Consider the following 19,011-nt stretch of genomic DNA (forward strand, 5'->3'; position numbering starts at 1 on the left):
GCCGGTATGGCTTGTCTGGGTGAGCCGGGAGTCGGCCAGCAGGACGTGATCTTCACGCCTCATGCGCTGATGCACACCCTTGCGTATCGCAGCACTCTGCTGTCGCTGTGGAGCGGGGCGTGCAGGGTGCTGCTCGACTCCTGGTCCGGCGAGCGGGGTGCAGCGGTACTCGCCGAGACCGGCACCACGATCATGCTCGCGGCGCCGACGTTCATCCAGGACGTGATCGCGGCCCGGGACGGCGAGCCGCAGCTCCTGCCCGCGCTTCACGCGCTCGTCTGCTCCGGCACCACCATCCCGCGACCGCTGGTCCCGCAGGCCCGACGGGTGTTCGGGGTGCCGTTGCTGGCCGGGTGGGGCATGACCGAGACCGGGCTCATCACGCGGACCCGTGAGGACGATCCGCCGGGGTGGGCCGCACACAGTGACGGACGCGGGTGCAAGGGCGTGGAGATCGACCTGCGGTCGGACACCGAGATCACCCGCGACAATCCCGGCCGTGGCTTCGTCCGCGGCGGCGGCGTGTGCCTGGCGACCGTGGGCCGTGACACCGGCAAGGTCGTCATCATCGCCGAGCAGAACGACGGCTGGTACGACACCGGAGACCTCGCCGTGCCCGACGGATGCGGCGGAATCCAATTGATGGGCCGCGCTGCCGACCGGATCAGCGGGGTGTTCATGATCCCGGTCAACGACGTCGAGTCCGCGCTGCTGGGCCATCCCGGCGTCGCGGACGTCGCCCTGGTCGGCTACCCCGCCGACGACGGCGGCGAACTGGCCTGCGCGGTGATCGTCCCGGCGACGTCGCCCCCGGTCACCCTGGATGAGCTGCGTGAGTACCTCGGCGACCAGGGCATGACGCAGTGGTACCTGCCCTCCCGCCTGGCGCTCGTCGAAACACTGCCACGCAACACCAACGGCAAGGTGCGCAAGGAACTGCTCCGACGCCGGCTGCGCGGCGAAGCCGCACTCACGGAATGACCGACGATCGTGAAGCGCCCGTGGTGTGAGCAGGACGGATCGAGGTCGAGAAGTACGACTACCAACCACGCCCGGGCCAATGGCCCGGGCCGGTCCGCTCGCACCGCCGCACGTTCGGGGAGGGCCTCTACGGCTCGCGGGATTGGATTGGACACGTGGCCGGAGGCGTCGCTGATCGACTTTCCGTCAGTGGTGCGGAAACTCGTGACGATTCCCCGCGACAACCTGATCGTATGTGGAGGCGGCATGATTTATATCTGTCCAGCCCGAGCTTGAGTTGCTTGATCCTGATAAGAGAGCTTGGTTTCCATTCCGCTATGCGGCTAGGGTTGCATTGAGGCGGGAGTGACGACATGGAGATCCAGAACTCGGTTGCGGTGGTCACCGGTGCGAACCGGGGGCTCGGCCGACACTTGGCCGCGGAGCTCGTGAAACGCGGAGCGAAGGTCTACGCGGGAGCGCGAGACCCTCATGCGGTCGACCTACCCGGTGTGGTGCCACTGCGGATCCACATCACCGACCCGAAGTCGGTGGCGGCGGCAGCAGCCGCGGCGAGCGACGCGACCCTCCTGATCAACAACGCCGGCATCGACACGCACACGGACCTGCTCGACGGCGACATCGACAAGATCCGTCTGGATATGGAGACGCTCTTCTTCGGCACGCTGCAGATGACGCGCGCCTTCGTGCCGGTGATCGAGGCCAATGGGGGCGGCGGCATGCTCAACGTGCTGTCGGTGCTGTCGTGGGTGCATGTCGCGCCCCACGAGTCGTATGCCGCGGCCAAGGCTGCGAGTTGGGCGATGACCGACGCCGTGCGTCTGCAGCTCGCCCCGAAGGGCATTCAGGTCACCGCGCTGCACGTCGGCTACATGGACACCGACCTGACCGTGGGCATCGACTCCCCGAAGAGTGATCCGGCAGTGGTCGCCGCTCTCGCGCTGGACGGCGTGCAGACGGGCGCCTACGAGGTGCTCGCGGACGACCTCAGCAAGAACGCGCGTGCCGGACTCTCGGCAGACCTCACGGTCCTGTACCCGCAGCTCACCGCGCCGCAGGCCTGATCCTGCAGGTGTGCCCCTACCGCAGGCCCTGGGCACGCCCGGCCCGGCCACGGTGTCGGTTCGGTCAACCGGGTCGACCCGCCTAGGGGCGTTGCTCGAGGCCTCGGCAACCATGTAGCGGGCGGCGATCTCGATCGGCTCGGGCGGCCGCCGCGTGGCCCGCACGGTCAGCTCGAGCGGGGCGGGCGAGCGTCTTGAGCGCCGGGTGCAGCCCGCCTTCGGCGAGGATCGGCGGGTGGATGCTGCGCGTGAGCTCGCGGAGCTCGTCCAGCGCGCTGGTCGCCTCAGCGATCAGCGCGTCGAGCTGCGCCGTCAGCTCGCCGGCCTCGGGCGGCACCGCCTGCGTCGCGCGCAGCCAGGTGCCACAGCTGCTCCTGCCCTATCCGATCGCTATCCGATCGCCGACCCGCACCCGGCTCCACAGGCTGACCGGCGAAATCAAGATCGAGTGCGCGCGGCAGGCGTCCGTCGGACGACGCGAGGAGCGATGCCTCAGGAGGCACCTTTCCGCCGGTAGACGCTGCGCGCCGACTCCGGCGCCGACGTCAGGGACACCACGGTGGGCTTCGCGTCGGATGCCGCCCCATGGGGCCTGAGCGACTCGGAATCCGGTTGGACGTCGTCACAGATCGTCGGGCTGTCTTGTCCTGGTTTCGTGGCCGCCGCGATGCGGGGCGGCTCGGATGCAGCAGATCACCGGCGAAGGGGCATCGCAGGACATGAAGTTCGCAGCAGGAACGGCGCCCGCATCGCCCCCACCCACCACACCGACTGGCTGAAGTAGATGCACCTGATTCACGGGCACCGGCACGAAATGACTGGAAGCAGGAAGTGAGCAATGCGAACTGCAGTAGCGGATCTGTCCGTCCCGGATCTCGCCGGGAAGCTGGCCGTTGTCACCGGCGCCAGCGACGGCGTCGGGCTGGCCCTCGCCGAGCGCCTGGCGCAAGCCGGCGCCGAACTCGTTCTGCCGGTGCGGAACGTCCGTAAGGGCGCCGCTGCCGTGGAGCGCATCCGCGGCGCCGTGTCCGATGCCGTGGTCACGCTGCGCGATCTCGACCTGGCGTCCCTCGACTCGGTTGCCACGCTCGCGCGGATCCTTCTCGACGCCGGCCGTCCGATCCAGATCCTCGTCAACAACGCCGGGGTGATGGCTCCGCCGACGCGGCTGACCACGGCGGACGGTCTGGAGCTGCAGTTCGGTACGAACCACATCGGGCACGTCGCGCTGACCTCGCTGCTGTTGCCGCTCCTGCAGGCCGGCCGAGCGCGTGTCACCACGGTGTCGAGCAGCGCCGCCCGATTCGGACGATTGGAGTGGGACGACCTGCAGGCCGAGCGGCGTTACTCGCCGGTGCGCGCGTACAACGCCTCGAAGCTGGCGAACCTGTTGTTCGGGCTCGAGCTGGACCGACGCAGCAGGATCGACGGCTGGGGGATCACGAGCAACGTCGCGCACCCCGGCACGACCCTGACGAACCTCTACGCCTCAGGGCCCAACCTGGGCCGCAGGCGCCCGTCGCCGCAGACGGCGATCATGGCCCGACTTGCGCGGTGGGGTGTCTTCGTCCAGGAGGTGCAGGCGGGCGTGCAGCCGATTCTGTACGCGGCGACCAGCCCGGAGGCCGCCGGAGGCCGCCTCTACGGGCCCGACGGCCTCGGCCAATTCACCGGTGGCCCGACCGAGCTGCCGATCTACCGGTCCGCCCGCAAGCCCGACGACGCGGTTCGGCTTTGGCAGCTCTCCGAGCAGCTGGCGAACGTGAGATTCGCGGCCAAGCCCGCTGAATGACGGAGGTGTGACCGAGCCATGAACCCGGCTCGTGGGCCGGCTGTGCCCGGGCTAGCAGGGCACCGATACCCGCGCGTCCTGCGGCAACGCGTCATACAGTTCCTTCCGCGAACTGACGCGGAGCTTCATGAACACTTTGCCCAGGTGCCATTCGACGGTGCGCGGGCTGATGAACAGTTGCGCGCCGATCTGCGCGTTCGTCCTGCCGAGGGCGGCGAGCCGGGCGATCTCGGTCTCCTGAGCTGTGAGCTCCTCACGAGTGTCGGGAGCACGTGTCCGCGCCGTTTCGCCGGTGGCGGCCAGCTCGCGGCGAGCCCGCTCGCCGAATCCCTCGGCTCCCATCGAGGTGAACTGGTTGTGGGCGGTGCGCAGGTGCCTGCGTGCGTCGATTCGACGCCCCTCGCGGCGGAGCCATTCCCCGTACAGCAGGTGGGTGCGGGCGAGCTCCACCTTCACCCGGGTGCGGCCGAGGTGGTCGATCGCCTGGCGATAGAGCTCGTCGGCGTCGCCGGCACCCAGCAGCGCACGTGACCGTGATTCCACGCCGAGCGACCAGTCCGTGCGGGCGGCGCCGGTCGTCTCCGAGAGACGTTCGAAGGCGTCAGCCGCGACCCGGTTGTCGCCGGTGCGAACGGCGGCTTCGATCAGCTCGACCAGACCCCAGTTCGCCGGGACGAACTCCAGCGGGTACTCACTGGCGCTACGCGCTGAGGCCAGCGCTTCCTCATGGCGGCCCAGCCCGTTGAGCAGGACTGCCGAGGCCCAGTGCGCGTTCATCGCCCCATTGCCCTCACCGCGCTGGAGGACCTCCTTCAACGTGGCGTCGATCAGCTCGCGGGCCGAGGTTTCGCGCCCCCGCAAGGCGGCGTACACGGTTGCGCCGTATGGCGCGATGGTGCCTCCGGTCGCCTCCCGAACCGCGCGCATCTCCTCGATGAGAGCGGCGGCGGTCGCCAGCTTGCCGTCGAAGAGGAGGGCGACGATCTGCGAGCTGAGCGCGAGGGGGAGCTCGCTTAGTGCCCCGGTGTCCCGGGTGACGCGCACGTGCCGGGCGGACAGCACGTTCCAGCCCTCGTCGTCCCACAGGTTGGCGGCGGCACTCGCCGCGATCCAGAGCAGGCGAGGCTCGTCGTCAGCGGAGATGTCCTCAGAGAGGAAGGCCTGGACCGCGCGTTGTCGGAGTGGGACGGCCGCGGCGTACCCCTCGGTGAACAGTGCGGCGAGGCCGTCAAGGATCAAGTCGCGTTTGTCGTGCCGGTGTGCGGGGGCCTGCCGCACCGCCCGGGCGATCTCCCGGAGCCCTGGATCGCCGGTGAGACGACCCACGAAGATCGCGGCCGAGAAGGCGTCGAGGTAGGTCTCGTGAGCGAGTGCCACATCGAGGCCTTCGAGGCGCGCTGCGGCCGACAGCAGCAGCTGAGGCGCCTCGTCGGTGCGTTCCGCCGCGAACGCGATCTGGGCGCGCAGCAGTGCGATCCTCGCGCGCAGGAGATCGTCGAGTGGCCCGAACTCCGCCGTGAGGACGAGTTCCGACGCCGGACCGAACTCGCCGGCCTGGAGTTTGGCCTGCGCTGCGGCGAGTGCCCGCGTCACCCGACGGGCCGGGTCGGGTGTCAGCGTCGCCGCCCGTTCACGAAAGGCTGCCGCGGCCGCGAGCCCGCCTCGGGCGCGTGCACGATCGGCCGATCGGTCGAGCTCGGCCGCGATCTCCTCGTCGGGTCCGGGGCTCGCCTGCGCGCGGTGCCACGCCCGGCGATCGGGATCGAGGCCGGGGGCTGCGGCCAGCGCGGCGTGCACATCCTGCAGCTCACCCACGGCCGCGGCGCGGAACACCGCCGACCGCAGCAAGGGATGGCGGAACCGGACCCGTGAACCGATGTCGATCAATCCGGCGGCCTCGGCCGGCGTCGCCGCGTCCGAGGCGAGGCCGAGTCGTGTGGCCGCCTCTCGCAACAAGATCACGTCGCCGAGGGGCTCGACCGCGGCGAGGAGAAGAAGTCGTCGGGTTTCGACCGGAAGGGGGTGAAGCTGCCGAAGGAACTCTTGTTCCACGCGGCTGGCCAGCGGCATCGCGCTCGGCAGCTCGAATCCGAACGCCAGCTGTGCAGGCGTTCGCCCACGGGGAAGCTCCAGCAAGGCCAGCGGGTTTCCGCGCGCCTCGGCGACGATCCCGTTGAGCACTGCCGGGTCCAGCGGGCTGCGCAGCGCCGCCTGCAGCACGGCGCGGGCATCGACGTCGTTCAGGCCCCGGACGCGCAGTTCCGGCAACTGCCGCAGCGCCTGGTCGTCGCCACTCTCACGCGTCGCGAAGACGAGGGCCACCGACTCCGCCAGCAGGCGGCGAGCGACGAATGCGAGCGTCTGCGCCGAAGCCTGATCGAGCCATTGGGCGTCGTCGACGAGGCAGACGAGCGGGCGTTCCTCGGCGGCGTCCGACAGCAGGCTGAGTACGGCGAGCCCGATGAAGAACCGGTCGGGTGCGTTCCCCTCCAGGAGACCGAACACCATGCTGAGTGCGTCACGTTGCGGTGGGGGAAGCCGATCGAGGCGATCCAGGAACGGCGCACACAACTGATGGAGCCCGGCGAACGCGAGCTCCATCTCCGATTCGACGCCCGTCACCCGCGAGACGCGACACCCCGACGCATGTCTGGCCATGTGGTCCAGAAGTGCCGTCTTGCCGATGCCGGCGTCGCCTCGGAGCACGAGAACCTGGCTCCGACCCATGCGGATCTCTGCGAGCATCCGTTCTAGCTGGTCACAGTCGCGGCGACGGCCGTACAGGCCCTGACGGCCGAGCTCACCGCTGTGCATGGGCACCGCTCTGCTCGTGCGTGGTCGCGACGTCGGGCACGGTGGTCACTCGGGCGAGTGGCTGGACCTGAGCGTCGGCGGCGGACCGGTCGTCGTCGGTCGGCCTGGTCCGGCTGGGTACGGGCATTGCGGTGATACGCCCGTCGTCCACGCCGAGCTCGGCTTCGGCCGTCTCCTCGCTGCGGCCGTCCCGGACCAGCCCGCTGGTCAGCACGACCACCATGAGCACCCTCTGTTCTTGTCGTGTCGTCCTGCGGTCAGCCCATGTACGGCTGATCACGTTAACGCGCCTCCTCGAGCAGCTCCATCGTCAGGTGGCCGGTGCCAGACGCCTGCGGGGGTCGGTCTGCGTACCGGACGCAGTGGGAGGCGAGAAGGTCGGCGCGGTGCTGGTGGCCGGTACCGGGCGGCACGCTCTATCCGCACGTCGTGCCGGCGAAATGCGTGAACGGCAGCTGCGCAAGTAGACCGAATGGGGACACCCGTTGCGCAGACGTCAGACATGATCAAGGTCCGTGCGTGCGAGATGGCGACATGCGTGGCGTTCCTGGCGTGATATGTGCGTTCCTCGCCCGTTCATCGGCTAGCATGTGTGCAGATAGCTGGGACGATCACGCAGATGTCGACGGCGCGCCCGCCTCCGGTTGTGGATTCATACGAGTAATGCTGCCGATGTAGCCCGGGAGTGTTCTACGAGACCGCGGAGCAGATACGAACAGAGTCATGTCGATGTGTCGACGGCACAAGTCGACTGTCGACCTTGTTCGGATCAGGTCGTTCCCTCACTCGCTCCCGGGCAAGCGAGCCCGCTCGCGCCATTGATCGGCCGGTTGATCACTCGGCGACGAATCACGTCTGCGCGATCGTTGCTCGGGTTCAGCGATCTCTCCGTATTGCAGATGGCCCGCGCCACCCGTTTCGGCTCGGCCGCGAACGTCCGGCGTGCGTTGGTGCTCGGTCCGGGGGCCGGCCCCCGCGGCACTGTGCTCGCAACCGGCATGGGCAACCGAGCATGTGAAGCCCCGTGCTGCGGCAGGCCTCGCGCATCCGATGTCCTGGCTGGGGCGATGTGAAGCTCATCCGAGCAGGTGATCCAGCCCAGTTTTCAGAAAGCCCTACTCAACGGGCTGATTCCTAATGGAAAGGATGTATTTGATGCCAGCTGCCAAACCACCGATTCTGGTGACCGGAGCGACCGGGCGCGTGGGCGGCACCGGCCGCCACGTCGCCGCCGAACTGCTCAGTCGGGGGCTGCCCGTCAGAGCCGTTGTTCGTCGGTTCGACGAGCGATCCGAAGAATTGCGTGGCATGGGAATCGAGGTCGTGATCGGCGACTTCGCCGACTACGCCAGCATCCTCGCAGCGCTGGACGGAGTCGAGGCCGCCTACTTCTCATACCCCGTTGGTGCGGGAATCGCCGAAGCCGCCGGTTTTTTTGCGGCCGCAGGGCGTCAGCAGGGCCTGCAGCGAGTCGTTGATCTGTCCTTGGACGCGGCCTTCCCGGACAGTCCCAGCCCACAGGGACGTGCCCAATGGGTAGCCGAACGGATCTTCGAGTGGGCAGGATTCGACGGCACCCATCTGAGGGTCGCGGCCTTCTTCATGGAGAACCTGATCTCCCTGCACGGGCAGCAGATCCGCGAGCTCGGCCAGATCCGAAATTCCTTTGGGGATTTCGAACCCTCCTGGATCGCCGCGTCGGACGTCGGCGCGATGGGCGCAGCACTCCTGGCTGATCCAGGATTGGTCGCCGACCGCACCACCACGGTCGGCGCGGCAGAGCGTGCCAGTCACGCCGCCATCGCCGAGACGGTCAGTAAGGCCACCGGCCGTTCCGTCCACTACCAGCCCATCGCCCCGGAGGAATGGCGCGAGCTGATCGCGAACACCTCGGCCGCAGGCCAGGCCAACCTCACGGCCGCCGCGCACCTGTCCGCACAGAGCATCACGCTGCGCCAGCACAGCACCCACCTGGTGACGGACGACATCCAGCGGCTGACCGGGCGTCCCGCCATCACGCTCAAAGACTTCGTCGAGCGAAATCGTCAGGATTTCATGACCGATCGGGATGTCGAAAAATAGAGGATTTGAACCCATGGCAACGAGAAACCTCGACGAATACGATCCGCTTGAAGATTTCCAACCGCGCAAGATCACGCTGAACGAAACGACCAAGATGGTCCATGTGTCGGGCACCGGGCCGGCGGTGATCGTGATGCCGGAGGTGCCCGGCATCAGCCCACATGTTGCGCGCTTTGCTCGCTGGGTGCGAGAGGCGGGCTTCACCGTCTACATGCCCTCCCTCTACGGGCGCGATGGCGAACCGGTGGATCTCGAGGTCGGCAAAGCCACGTTCAAGCGCGTCTGCGCGAGTGCCGAGTTTCGCGCCTTCGGCGCCGGCGCGTCGGCGCCGGTGACCCAGTGGCTTCGAGCGCTGGCCAGGCTCGCCCACGAGGAGTGCGGCGGGCCCGGTGTGGGTGCGATCGGCATGTGCTTCTCGGGCAACTTCGCGCTCAGCATGATGCTCGAACCGTCGATGCTTGCACCCGTTCTGTCTCAGCCTGCGCTTCCGCTGGACGACGATGCGGGCCTGCAAATCGCTCCCGAAGAACTGGGGATCGTCAAACAACGCCTCGACGGGGAAGACCTTACGGTGCTGGCCTATCGCTTTGCAGGTGATCGCTTCTGCAAATTGCAGCGATTTGCGGCCTATCGGGAAGCGCTTGGTGATCGCTTCGACGGACGCGTCCTTCCCGACAGTGCCGCCAATCCGGATATACCGGAGTTCTTCCGGGAAGTGGTTCAAACTCCCCACAACGTCGTAACGGTGCGCCTCATCGACGAGGAGGGTCAGCCGACCCGCAAGGCACGCGACGAGATCCTCCAGTTCTTCGCTCACCGGCTCGCTTCATAGGACGAAGAAGACCGACTGGTGCCGCGCATGTAGCGGGCCCGACAGCCGCCGTGGCGGTGTCGCGGCGGCCGGCGACCGACCACGCAACGTGGTCGACTACCAGCGGTAGTGTGCTCCGTTGGAGTTTTCCAGCAGTCCGATATGTGTTCTGTAGTTGAGAATGCTGAAGAGCAGGAAGAACGCCCCCGACAGTGTCCAGGACCACCGCATGACGAATCGGGCGGCAATCAGCTCGCTTCTCGGTGTGGCGAGACAGCCGGCCGCCGCCAGAAGATAAGACACGCCGAACGCGGGGTTCTCCCAGCCGGGAAATCTGCTCGTGAGTGGTTCACCCGCCGGCGCATCGCCGACGAGATTGTAGGAGAATATCGCTGAAGCAATCGAGATCAGCATCAAGCCGATTGTGAAGACGATCCACAGCGCCGGCCGGATGCGTACGATCGTTGCGCGCTCGAAGGGGGTGTCGCCTCGATGCAGCAGGGAAGCGGCGCCGACGAGGGCCAGAAACCCCAGCATCACCGACGGTTCGAAGAACGCGATGTTGATCGGCGGCTTGACCGTGAGTGGCCAAGTCAGAGCACCTACGACACTCAGCACGGTGAGCGGTCCACCGGTGATCAGAAGTGCGATCGAGTGCCCGGGGAACACGACGTGCGGATACCGGCGAACAGCGTCCGCGACGGTCAGGAGCACCAACCCGGCGCAGACGCCCACGAGCGTGTTGTAGATCGTCATCAACCCGTCCCTGAAGAGTAGAAGCGGTGGCAAGCGTTCGTCATGTCACGCGACAACTGCCGTGTGTGGACTCTGGGAGGTGCAGTCGTGGATGTCGGACCTGCCTTCGGATGACGATTACGTAGCAGTATGGAGATACGTGCGTTGAGGTGGTTTTCCCCGAACGGGGCGCGCGTCACCTGTGTCGGAGATATGCGACTTCGTGTCGGGGAACTGGCGTCTGATTCCCGAATTTCGCCGGGAAGAGCCGACCAAGCTTGCAGGCCTCGGCGTCGACTATTACACTAGACTGAGCAGAGATGCCGAATCACCCCTTGGAATCGTTTGACGGACAACTCTCGTTCTCTGTGAGTCCTAGTGCACGCGTTCCTGTCGCCGATTTTCGCGCGATATCTGCTCGTGAGCGTAATGCGGTGCGGTGGGTCCTGCTCAGTGAGCAAGCGTCGTGCGCTCGACCTCCCGGTCGGCTGTAGGAGAGCTGGGAGTCCTGCCGGCCGGGCCGCCCTCCGATCCCGGGTATGTGGGATACGTCACCGCATTGGGGGAGAGCCATCCTGCGAGCACTCTCAGATAGGAGATAGCGATATGAACGGCGATGGCTGTTTCGCTTGCTCGCTCGACGGGGTCTGTCATGACGATGACCAGTGATCCCGACGCAGAGTTCGACGCCTCAGCGCCGAAGGTGCTGATCGAGGAGGACCTCGACCGGGGCCGTTTCCGGGTACACCGTTCCACGATGACCTCGCCCGCGGTCCTGTCCGCCGAGCGCGAGCGGGTGTTCGGTCGTTGTTGGCTCTACCTGGGGCACGAGTCGGAGATCCGCGAGCCGGGCGACTACGTGCGGCGCAGCGTGGGTGGGCGGCCGGTGTTCGTGGTGCGCTCGGCGAGAAGCGGGGAGATCCACGCTTTCCACAACACCTGCACGCACCGAGGCGCGGTGGTCTGCCGGCGGGAGCGGGGCAACTCGAAGGTGTTCCAGTGCTTCTACCACGCCTGGTCCTTCGACACGGACGGGAAGCTGGTCGGGGTACCGGACCGGGAGGCCTACAGCGGCGGCCTCGACTTCGACACGCTCGGGCTGGCGCACGTCGCACGGCTCGAGAGCTACCGGGGATTTCTGTTCCTCTGCTACGACCCCGACGCCGTCGATCTGCGCACATACCTCGGTGAGGCCGCCGACTACCTCGACCTGATCATCGACGCGGCCGTCGACGGGGTCGAGATCATCACCGGCACGCACGAGTACGGCATGGACGCCAACTGGAAGCTGCTGGTGGAGAACAGCATCGACGGCTACCACGCGGTCCCCGTGCACGACACCTACTTCAAGTATCTCGCCGAGCTCGGCAGCGAGCCTCGGCTCACCGACGCCGGCCGTTCCCGCGACCTTGGCAACGGTCACGCCGTGATGGAGGCCGAGGCACCCTGGGGACGTGCGATCGCCCGCTGGGAGCCGGTCTTCGGAGACGACACGAAGAGCACGATCGAGCAGATCAGCAACGACCTGACGCAGCGCTACGGCGCGGAGCGCGCCCACCGGATGACACAGACCAACCGGAATCTGCTCATCTATCCGAACCTGATCGTCAACGACATCATGGCGGTCACCGTGCGGACGTTCATGCCGGCGGCCCCTGACCGCACCGAGATCACGGCGTGGCAGCTGGCCCCGATCAACGAGACCCCCGAACTGCGCCGGCGCCGCCTCGACAGCTTCCTCACCTTCCTGGGACCGGGAGGGTTCGCGACACCGGACGACATCGAGGCCCTCGAGTCGTGCCAGCAGGGCTTCTCCAGCGGCGGCGTGGAATGGAACGACGTCTCCCGCGGAATGCACCGCAGATCGGTGCTGACCGACGAGGAACAGATGAGAGCGTTCTGGCGGCGATGGAGCGTCCAGGTCGAGCGCGGCGAGATCCCGGCGGGTGCACGATGAGCCCGCTCGTGATCTCGCCCGACGAGGCGCCCGCGGTGGCGTCGCTCGCCGAAACAACCCGTGCCGACGTCGAGGACCTCCTGGTACTGGAGGCGGAGCTGCTCGACGACTGGGCCCTCGACGAGTGGGCGGCCCTCTACACCCCCGACGCGCGCTACGTCGTGCCCGCCACCGACGACCGCGACGGCGACCCGGACAGCAACCTGATGCTGATCGATGACGACGGGCTGCGGCTGCGCTCGCGGGTGGAGCGGCTCAAGAGCCGCAAAGCCCACCGCGAATACCCCCACTCCAACACCCGCCACCTGGTCAGCAACATCCGGATGCGCGCGGTGGAGGGTGACGAGCTCCTGGTCACCGCAGCGTTCGCCGTGTTCCGCTACCGCAACCGGCAGGCCGTGCACTACGTCGGCCGCTACCGCTACCGCCTCGTCGTCGCCGGGGGCCGGTTGATGATCCGCCACAAGCGCGTGGAGCTCGACCTCACGGCCCTCCGGCCCGCCAACGACGTGGCGATCATCCTCTGACCCGGAAGCGGGTTATCGCTGTAGTGCCACCGCGGCGAAGGGCGCTGACCGTTGAGGAGCCCTCCTCAGCGCGCGCCGGGCTCCGGCTCGGGCGAACCTGCGGGCCGCGCGGTGTTGGTGAGTGCCACTCCGGTGAGGATCAGTACACCACCGAGGACCTCCACGGCGGTTGGTACCTGGCCGAGCAACAGCCACGACGCCACGGCGGACGTCACCACTTCCAGCAACCCCACGAGGGAACCGCGCGTAGCACCGATCCGAGCGACCGCGGCCACCCCCGCGATGTAGGGGATCACCGAGGACACGACCACGAGCAGCGTTGCGGCGACCGGCCACCCGACGTCGACGCCGCCCAGCAGTACGCCCGTCACGGACGTGTCGATCACCACCCGGAGCAGCCCGGCGGCCCCGAGCAGGCCGACCACGACCGTGCCTATCGTCATACCGACGCCGGCAAGCACCAGCGGCGGGGTCTGGCTCCCCGGACGGTCGGCCACCAAGAAATAGGCCGCCTGGCACACGGCGGAGGCGAGACCCCACACGATCCCTTCCCAACGGAGCCCGGCGCCGTTCCAGACCTGCACCACCAGCACCAGGCCGATCAGCGCCACCGCCGTGCCCAGCACCGTGCGGCGGCCCGGTGGCTGCCGCCGCACCACCCACACCCACGCGATCACGAGAATCGAACCGAGATACTGCAGGAGCAGCGCGATCGTCACAGGCAGGTAGACAAGGGCGTTGAAGAAGGTCACCTGCACACCGGCCGCGGCGAGCAGCCCGTACACGGCGAGGGCCCCGCCGTCGGCGCGGATCGCCGCCACCACGCCGGGGCGGACGAACGCCAGAATCCCGAGCAGGACGACGGCTCCTCCGCCGAGGCGGACGAACACCGCACCGCTGGCCGACCAGCCCGCGTCGGTCAGTGCCTTCCCCAAAGAACCCGAGAGACCGAACCCGACGGCCGAGACCATCGCGAGAGCGAGGCCCGACCGCTCATGGACACGCATCATCCCTCTCTCCTCGCCGAGATCACGGCAATTCGGAGATCACGCGGCTCAGGCCGTCGTGATCGAGGGACCGGGACGACAGCCGATTCCCGAGTAGGGCCGAAGTCACCATCGCTGCCACGCCGAGCAACGTGAGCGCCGCGGCGCGACCATGTCGCTGCCCGATCCGCCATCGTTCACCACGACGACCGCGATGCGGTGGCGCCCACCGCGGCCGATGCGATGTCGGCGGACAGGCGGCGCTCCACGGTCGACGGGATCGTCGCCGTCCGTTCGCCGTGTCCGCAATGTGCGCTACTGCCCAGCTGCCCGCCGGTCCAACGGCAACCGCGCAACACGATCAAACCCGACGGCGCAGGCGTCTGCGCTGGTATCGCTCAGTATCGGCGTGAATTCCACAAGGGCCGGATCGCGTTCTTCGTCGGAGTGCGCTGACGGGTGACCAGGGTTACGCCGCAGGCGGCGACTGCAATTCCGACAAGCATTCCTGTGCTCACCGGTTCGCCCAGCAGCGGGACGGCGATGAGAGCGGTGACCGGCGGCACCAGGAACAGGTAGCTGGTGGCCGCGCCACCGCTTCGCCGTCGTAGCAGGGCGAAGAGCAGGCCGAAGCCCCCCAGCGAGCAGACGATCGCGAGCCAGAGAACGGTGATGATCTCGCCGGTGCCGGAAGGTGGTTCGAAGCCGCCGTTGACGGTGGCGGCGATGGTCGTCGTGACGAGGGCGGCGAACATCTGAATGGTCAAGCCGCAGCGCACGTCGACCGGTGGCCCGTAGTGCTTCTGGTAGAGCGTTCCGGCAATCATGCCGACCAGCCCGACCAGCACCGCGAGGATCGCGAGCGTCGTGACACCGCCGCCCAGCTGCGACTGCACCGCCGCTGCGACCCCGACTACGCCGAGCAGTAGTCCGACCCACTGACCTCGGCTCATCCGCTCGTTGAACGCGCAGGTGCCGACCAGGGCGATCACCAGCGGGCTGGTGCCGACCAGCAACGCAGACAGGCCGGCGGGTGCGCCAATGCTCATGCCGACGTACACCCCGCCGAACTGCACTGTCTGCAGCAGGATCCCGATGATCATCAGGTGCAGCCACTGTCGAGGTCGGCGGGGCCAGCGCGCCCGGCTGACCAGCGTGACGACCAGCGCCACCAGGGTGGCGGCCGCGAACCGCCACCACAGCAGCGTGAACGGCGGCAACGAGTTGGTTCCGATGTCGCCGACCAGGTAGCCGCTGCTCCAGATCAGGATGAAGGAAACGGGCAGCCCCACTGCGGCGGGGCGGGTCAGCGTCCGCCCGGCCTGGGTTGGCCGGGACGGCGGTAAGGAGCCTTGCGGTGGTGCGGTGCAGGTGTGTTCCACGAAATGCTCCTCCTGTCTCGAGCTCCCTGTGATCCGATTTTCGCGTGGACGTTCCCCGGCCGTGAGCAGAGCGGGGACCGTGCTGTTCTGAAGCCGGTCGGAAATGAAGTCGGGCCGTCCACGGCTCCAGCGCGCACGCCGGAATCGGCTTGGCCCGAGTGTCACGCGCGATCAGCGCCTCCGGAAGGCACGATGCAACGCACCGGGTGTGCAAAACTGCACAGGACGGCGATGTGGAGGAGGAGCCGCTGCGGACCGACGATCTGATCGTGCTGCTGGAGATCGCCCGGTGCGGCTCCTTCCTGAAGGCTGGTGCGGCGCTCGGGCTGGACCATTCGACGGTGTCCCGGCGGGTCGCCGCACTGGAGCGGGAGCTGAAGTCGCCGCTGGTCCACCGGGGAGTGAAGGGCTGCACGCTCAGCGCGATGGGCCAGCGGCTGTTGAAGTCGTGCGAGCAGGTCGAGTCGGCGGTGCACGAGGTCCGCCTGCTCAGCGGGCTGCCCGGGCCCGGTCCGGGTGAGCTGACTGGGCTGATCCGCATCGCCGCCGGTGAGGCGCTCGGCACCTTCGTCGTCACGCCGGTGATGGCCCGGCTCCACCGGGAGAACCCCGGCTTGCAGATCGAGATCATCACGCAGACCCGGCCGAGCCCGTACGGGGTGGGCGCCGACATCGAGATCGGCGTCGGCGACCCGTTGCGCACCCGGGCCGGCGCCGAGGCACTCACCGAGTACCGGCTCGGCCTCTACGCCTCGCGGGAGTACCTGCAGGCGCGGGGCACACCCCGCACGACGTCGGAGCTGGCCGAGCATCCGTTGATCTACTACATCGAGGGGTTGCTGCGGGTGGAGGATCTCGACGTGCTCGACCGCTTCGGCACCGACAGCCACGCGGCCTTCGGCTCGACCAGCGTTCACGCCCAGCTGCAGGCCACTGTGCACGGCGCCGGCATCGGACTGCTGCCGGCATTCGTCGCCGAGCGGGACCGCTCGCTGGTCCGTGTGCTGTTCGACGAGGTGGCGGTCGTTCCCACCTACCACGCCTGCCTGGCCGCGGGGCGGCTGCGCCGACCGGCGGCGGCCGCGGTCATGGCGGCCATCCGCGCCGAGGTGCGCTCCCGCCAGGCCGAGCTGCTGCCGCGCCGCTGAAGCAACACCCGCCGGCACGGACGCGACGACGTTCGCCTAGCGCGCGGGCTGCAGAAACCAACGGGATCGAGCGATCCATCAGGTTCGTCGACGGCAAACGCGGGCACACCAGATGCGCGGCAAGAACAGCTCCGTCCGGAGCGACCCGCAGCATCGAGTGAGGAGATCTCCATGACGACGTCACGATCGCGTGGATCGGCCGGCACCCGTGCCGGAGCCGAGAGTTCCGGTGCCGAAGCGATTCGCGACTTCGTCGAGGACGTGCGCGAACTGCTCGAATACGAGCTGCGCAACGCCCAGGAGGAGCTGGCCGGCAAGTTCCGCGTGGCGTCCGAGGGGGCGCTGGTGCTCGGTGTCGCCGTCGTGCTCGGTGGGATGGCTGCCGGCGCTTCCACTGTGGTGATCCTGCGCACGCTGGAGAAGGTTTTCCCTCCGACGCTGGCAGCCACGGTCGCGGCGGTCATTTTCGCCATCGCGGCCGGCGTGCTCGCCACGATGGGGCTCGCAGCTGTCCGACGTGCGTTGCCGCTCGTTCCGGAGCGGGCACTCGACGAGCTGCGTGAGGAGGTTCGTGATGTGTTGCCGGTGTGACCACTGAGATCGCGTCCGGAACAGCTCGGCACACCCCACCTCGGGGCCACTGGCGTGACGCTGTGACCCTGTTCCTCTCACCCTAACCAGCTCTGGAGAGATCCGCTCCGGCCGGCCGTCGTCAGGCCTTGACCAGGCAGAATGGATGGCCGACCGGGTCCACGAACACGCGGAACGAGTGCGGCCTCGGCTGCAGGTCGTGCTTGCGAGCGCCGATCTCCAGCACGGCGCGCTCCCCGGCGTCGAGGTCGGGGACGTCGAAGTCGAAATGGGCGCGCTGCGGGTGATCCTGGCCAGGCCACTCCGGCGGGCGGTACTCGCCCTCCTCGATCCTCTGGAACGCGAGCGTGGCGCCGGCGCCTCCCGCGTCCAGCTGGGCCCAGTGGGCGTGCTTCTGCGGTGTGACCGGCCATCCGGTGATCCGGCTGTAGAACTCGGCGAGCGCGCGTGGGTCCGGGCAGTCGAGCGCGGTGAGGCTGTACGTGGCGATCGGCATGGCCCGACGCTAACGGAGGGCAGGTCGGCGAACTTGTCACCGGCGCCGGCCGTCGGCTTCCCAAGAGCTGGGGTGTGCTGTCGCGGGTGTCAGGCCGGATCGTGGCCGCGGAGGCCGTCGAAGACGATCCGGACGAGCCGTCGGCCTTGTTCCTCGCCGTCCTTGTCCGGGCCGACGCGCCACAGGAAGCCCATGATCAGCAGGACGTCGGCGGGCTCGAAGCCGGAGAAGGCCCGCCGGATCCTGGGTTGGCGGCCGCGCCCGGCGGCGGACGCCGTCGTGGACTGCGCGCGCAGCCTCCTCGAGCACGAGATCGTCTGATCTGGGCGCGAGCAGGTTGGTGGAGTCGGCGCGACCGCGTCGCAGAGTGGTGTCCCGTCAGTAGGGTCGTTGCCCATGCGGGACATGACGTCCGCCGCAAGCTTGCGGCGCCTACCTTCACTTGCCGGGCCGTTGCCGATGTTCGATCCGGACGCCGCGCCGTCCGATCCGGATCTGCTGTTCGCGGAGTGGTTGGCGGAAGCGGTCGATGCGGGAGTCGTCGAGCCGCACGCGATGACGCTGTCGACCGTGGATCCGTCGGGTCGGCCGACAGCACGCGTGCTGATCCTGAAATACCTCGACGCGGGGGAGTGGGCGTTTGCCTCGGGCTCGGAAAGCCGTAAGGGCAAGGAGTTGGCGAACACGCCGTGGGCGGCACTGACGTTCTACTGGCCGTCGCTCGGTCGGCAGGTCCGGATTCGTGGCCTCGTGAGTGTGGCGGATGCCGAGGACAGCGCGGCGGACTTCATGGCCCGTTCGGCGGGGGCGCGAGGCGTCGGGCTGCTGGGCAACCAGAGCGAGCCGGTGGCGAGCCTGGCCGAACGCGACAGCGCACTCGACGTGTCCACCGAACTCGCCATCGCCGAGCCGGCACACGTGGCTCCGGGGTGGACGGTGTACCGCCTGGAGGCGGACGAGGTGGAGTTCTGGCAGGGCGAGGAGCGCCGCAGGCACGTCCGGCTCGTCTACACCCGCACCGGCGAAGGATGGCGGCGCGATCTCCTCTGGCCGTAGCCGACCCCGGGATATTTCTCCCGCTACGGCATGTGCTTTGTGCGGGGGCGCTAACTCAGTGGGGTGGCTGCCGGGGGCGGGCCCCCAGGCGGTCGAATAGTTCCTGCACGCGCCGCTGCCGTTCCGCGTGGGTGGCAGCTGATTCACCCGGCGCCGGCTGCACCAGCCCGGCCACCTGGTTGCGCAGCTCGTCGCGCTCCTGCGACGTGCCATAGCGCGGTGGCTTGTCCCACTCGACCTCATAGTGGGTGTGCAGGTCGTCGCTGCTCGGTGGGATGGAGAATGCGACGTGTTGGCCGACACGTGGGGCGACGTGCCGCGGCACGCTCGTGATGGTCGAGACCGTGAACGGCTCCCGCCCACCGGTGTGGATCTCCAGGTCGAGCGCGACCATGCCGGCGGCACGGCGCCCCACCCTGGTGATCACCGCCCACTGCTCGCCGGTGGCGGCCGCATGCTGAACGAACCTGCGGACGAACCTCCAGTGCTCACGCAGGCCCACTCCGGCACTCCAGTTTCCGTCGGATCGTGTGATCTCGGGGCGCGGTCGCCCGCCAGAATCAGACTAACGGCATGATTCGGCGAAGCG

The 19,011-nt window shown here is 68.2% G+C and carries 19 protein-coding genes; 11 read left to right on the forward strand and 8 right to left on the reverse strand.

The window, feature by feature from the left end; genetic code table 11:
• Positions 1-981, forward strand: a 981-nt coding sequence (locus ABD743_RS35670) for an AMP-binding protein (RefSeq protein WP_344727733.1), incomplete at its 5' end; no start/stop codon positions are given.
• A gap of 353 nt (positions 982-1,334) precedes the next feature.
• Positions 1,335-2,045 carry an SDR family oxidoreductase gene (locus ABD743_RS35675; protein WP_344727735.1) on the forward strand — a complete coding sequence of 237 codons (711 nt, stop codon included), beginning with the start codon at positions 1,335-1,337 and terminating at the stop codon, positions 2,043-2,045.
• Positions 2,046-2,127: 82 nt separating this feature from the next.
• Here ABD743_RS35675 and ABD743_RS35680 read toward each other — a convergent pair whose 3' ends face one another.
• Entirely contained in the window at positions 2,128-2,382 is a 255-nt protein-coding gene (locus ABD743_RS35680; protein ID WP_344727736.1) for a sensor histidine kinase, read from the reverse strand.
• A 501-nt stretch (positions 2,383-2,883) separates the two neighbouring features.
• Between ABD743_RS35680 and ABD743_RS35685 the strand changes: the two genes are divergently transcribed.
• Complete coding sequence (locus tag ABD743_RS35685; RefSeq protein WP_344727737.1) at positions 2,884-3,837, forward strand: SDR family oxidoreductase; 954 nt, start codon at positions 2,884-2,886, stop codon at positions 3,835-3,837.
• Between the two features lie 51 nt (positions 3,838-3,888).
• On the opposite strand, the gene ABD743_RS35690 is transcribed toward ABD743_RS35685, so the two are convergent.
• On the reverse strand, positions 3,889-6,651 hold the full coding sequence (locus tag ABD743_RS35690; protein WP_344727814.1) for a helix-turn-helix transcriptional regulator: 2,763 nt from the start codon (positions 6,649-6,651) through the stop codon (positions 3,889-3,891).
• Positions 6,638-6,931: a hypothetical protein gene (locus ABD743_RS35695; protein ID WP_344727739.1), complete on the reverse strand. Its 294-nt coding sequence runs from the start codon at positions 6,929-6,931 to the stop codon at positions 6,638-6,640. The genes ABD743_RS35690 and ABD743_RS35695 overlap by 14 nt, the downstream gene beginning before the upstream one ends.
• 875 nt (positions 6,932-7,806) lie before the next feature.
• Between ABD743_RS35695 and ABD743_RS35700 the strand changes: the two genes are divergently transcribed.
• Positions 7,807-8,733: an NmrA family NAD(P)-binding protein gene (locus ABD743_RS35700; protein WP_344727740.1), complete on the forward strand. Its 927-nt coding sequence runs from the start codon at positions 7,807-7,809 to the stop codon at positions 8,731-8,733.
• A 13-nt stretch (positions 8,734-8,746) separates the two neighbouring features.
• Positions 8,747-9,565: a dienelactone hydrolase family protein gene (locus ABD743_RS35705; RefSeq protein ID WP_344727741.1), complete on the forward strand. Its 819-nt coding sequence runs from the start codon at positions 8,747-8,749 to the stop codon at positions 9,563-9,565.
• A gap of 96 nt (positions 9,566-9,661) precedes the next feature.
• Here the strand turns inward: ABD743_RS35705 and ABD743_RS35710 are convergent, their stop codons facing one another.
• Positions 9,662-10,300: a DUF981 family protein gene (locus ABD743_RS35710; protein WP_344727743.1), complete on the reverse strand. Its 639-nt coding sequence runs from the start codon at positions 10,298-10,300 to the stop codon at positions 9,662-9,664.
• Positions 10,301-10,931: 631 nt separating this feature from the next.
• Here ABD743_RS35710 and ABD743_RS35715 point away from each other — a divergent pair.
• The gene (locus ABD743_RS35715; protein WP_344727744.1) at positions 10,932-12,236 is read left to right on the forward strand and encodes an aromatic ring-hydroxylating oxygenase subunit alpha; all 1,305 of its coding nucleotides are present in this window, start codon (positions 10,932-10,934) and stop codon (positions 12,234-12,236) included.
• Positions 12,233-12,763 (forward strand): aromatic-ring-hydroxylating dioxygenase subunit beta, encoded by a 531-nt coding sequence (locus ABD743_RS35720; protein ID WP_344727745.1) that lies wholly within the window; start codon positions 12,233-12,235, stop codon positions 12,761-12,763. The genes ABD743_RS35715 and ABD743_RS35720 overlap by 4 nt, the downstream gene beginning before the upstream one ends.
• Positions 12,764-12,828: 65 nt before the next feature.
• On the opposite strand, the gene ABD743_RS35725 is transcribed toward ABD743_RS35720, so the two are convergent.
• Together ABD743_RS35725 and ABD743_RS35730 are read right to left on the reverse strand one after the other, a co-directional pair.
• Positions 12,829-13,773: an EamA family transporter gene (locus tag ABD743_RS35725; RefSeq protein ID WP_344727746.1), complete on the reverse strand. Its 945-nt coding sequence runs from the start codon at positions 13,771-13,773 to the stop codon at positions 12,829-12,831.
• Positions 13,774-14,147: 374 nt separating this feature from the next.
• A complete protein-coding gene (locus ABD743_RS35730; protein ID WP_344727748.1) occupies positions 14,148-15,131 on the reverse strand; it encodes a DMT family transporter in 984 nt (327 codons plus the stop codon).
• A gap of 233 nt (positions 15,132-15,364) precedes the next feature.
• Between ABD743_RS35730 and ABD743_RS35735 the strand changes: the two genes are divergently transcribed.
• Together ABD743_RS35735 and ABD743_RS35740 are read left to right on the forward strand one after the other, a co-directional pair.
• Positions 15,365-16,279 carry a LysR family transcriptional regulator gene (locus ABD743_RS35735; RefSeq protein ID WP_344727749.1) on the forward strand — a complete coding sequence of 305 codons (915 nt, stop codon included), beginning with the start codon at positions 15,365-15,367 and terminating at the stop codon, positions 16,277-16,279.
• Positions 16,280-16,450: 171 nt separating this feature from the next.
• Positions 16,451-16,870: a phage holin family protein gene (locus ABD743_RS35740; RefSeq protein WP_344727750.1), complete on the forward strand. Its 420-nt coding sequence runs from the start codon at positions 16,451-16,453 to the stop codon at positions 16,868-16,870.
• Positions 16,871-16,991: 121 nt separating this feature from the next.
• Here ABD743_RS35740 and ABD743_RS35745 read toward each other — a convergent pair whose 3' ends face one another.
• A complete protein-coding gene (locus ABD743_RS35745; protein ID WP_344727752.1) occupies positions 16,992-17,366 on the reverse strand; it encodes a VOC family protein in 375 nt (124 codons plus the stop codon).
• 192 nt (positions 17,367-17,558) lie between these two features.
• Between ABD743_RS35745 and ABD743_RS35750 the strand changes: the two genes are divergently transcribed.
• Together ABD743_RS35750 and ABD743_RS35755 are read left to right on the forward strand one after the other, a co-directional pair.
• Positions 17,559-17,687, forward strand: a complete 129-nt coding sequence (locus ABD743_RS35750; protein ID WP_344727753.1) for a hypothetical protein — start codon at positions 17,559-17,561, stop codon at positions 17,685-17,687.
• A gap of 75 nt (positions 17,688-17,762) precedes the next feature.
• Entirely contained in the window at positions 17,763-18,422 is a 660-nt protein-coding gene (locus ABD743_RS35755; RefSeq protein WP_344727754.1) for a pyridoxine/pyridoxamine 5'-phosphate oxidase, read from the forward strand.
• A gap of 55 nt (positions 18,423-18,477) precedes the next feature.
• Here ABD743_RS35755 and ABD743_RS35760 read toward each other — a convergent pair whose 3' ends face one another.
• A complete protein-coding gene (locus tag ABD743_RS35760; RefSeq protein ID WP_344727756.1) occupies positions 18,478-18,924 on the reverse strand; it encodes a hypothetical protein in 447 nt (148 codons plus the stop codon).
• Positions 18,925-19,011 lie beyond the last annotated feature (87 nt).

This window comes from Pseudonocardia yunnanensis (assembly GCF_039534065.1).
Lineage (GTDB): Bacteria > Actinomycetota > Actinomycetes > Mycobacteriales > Pseudonocardiaceae > Pseudonocardia > Pseudonocardia yunnanensis.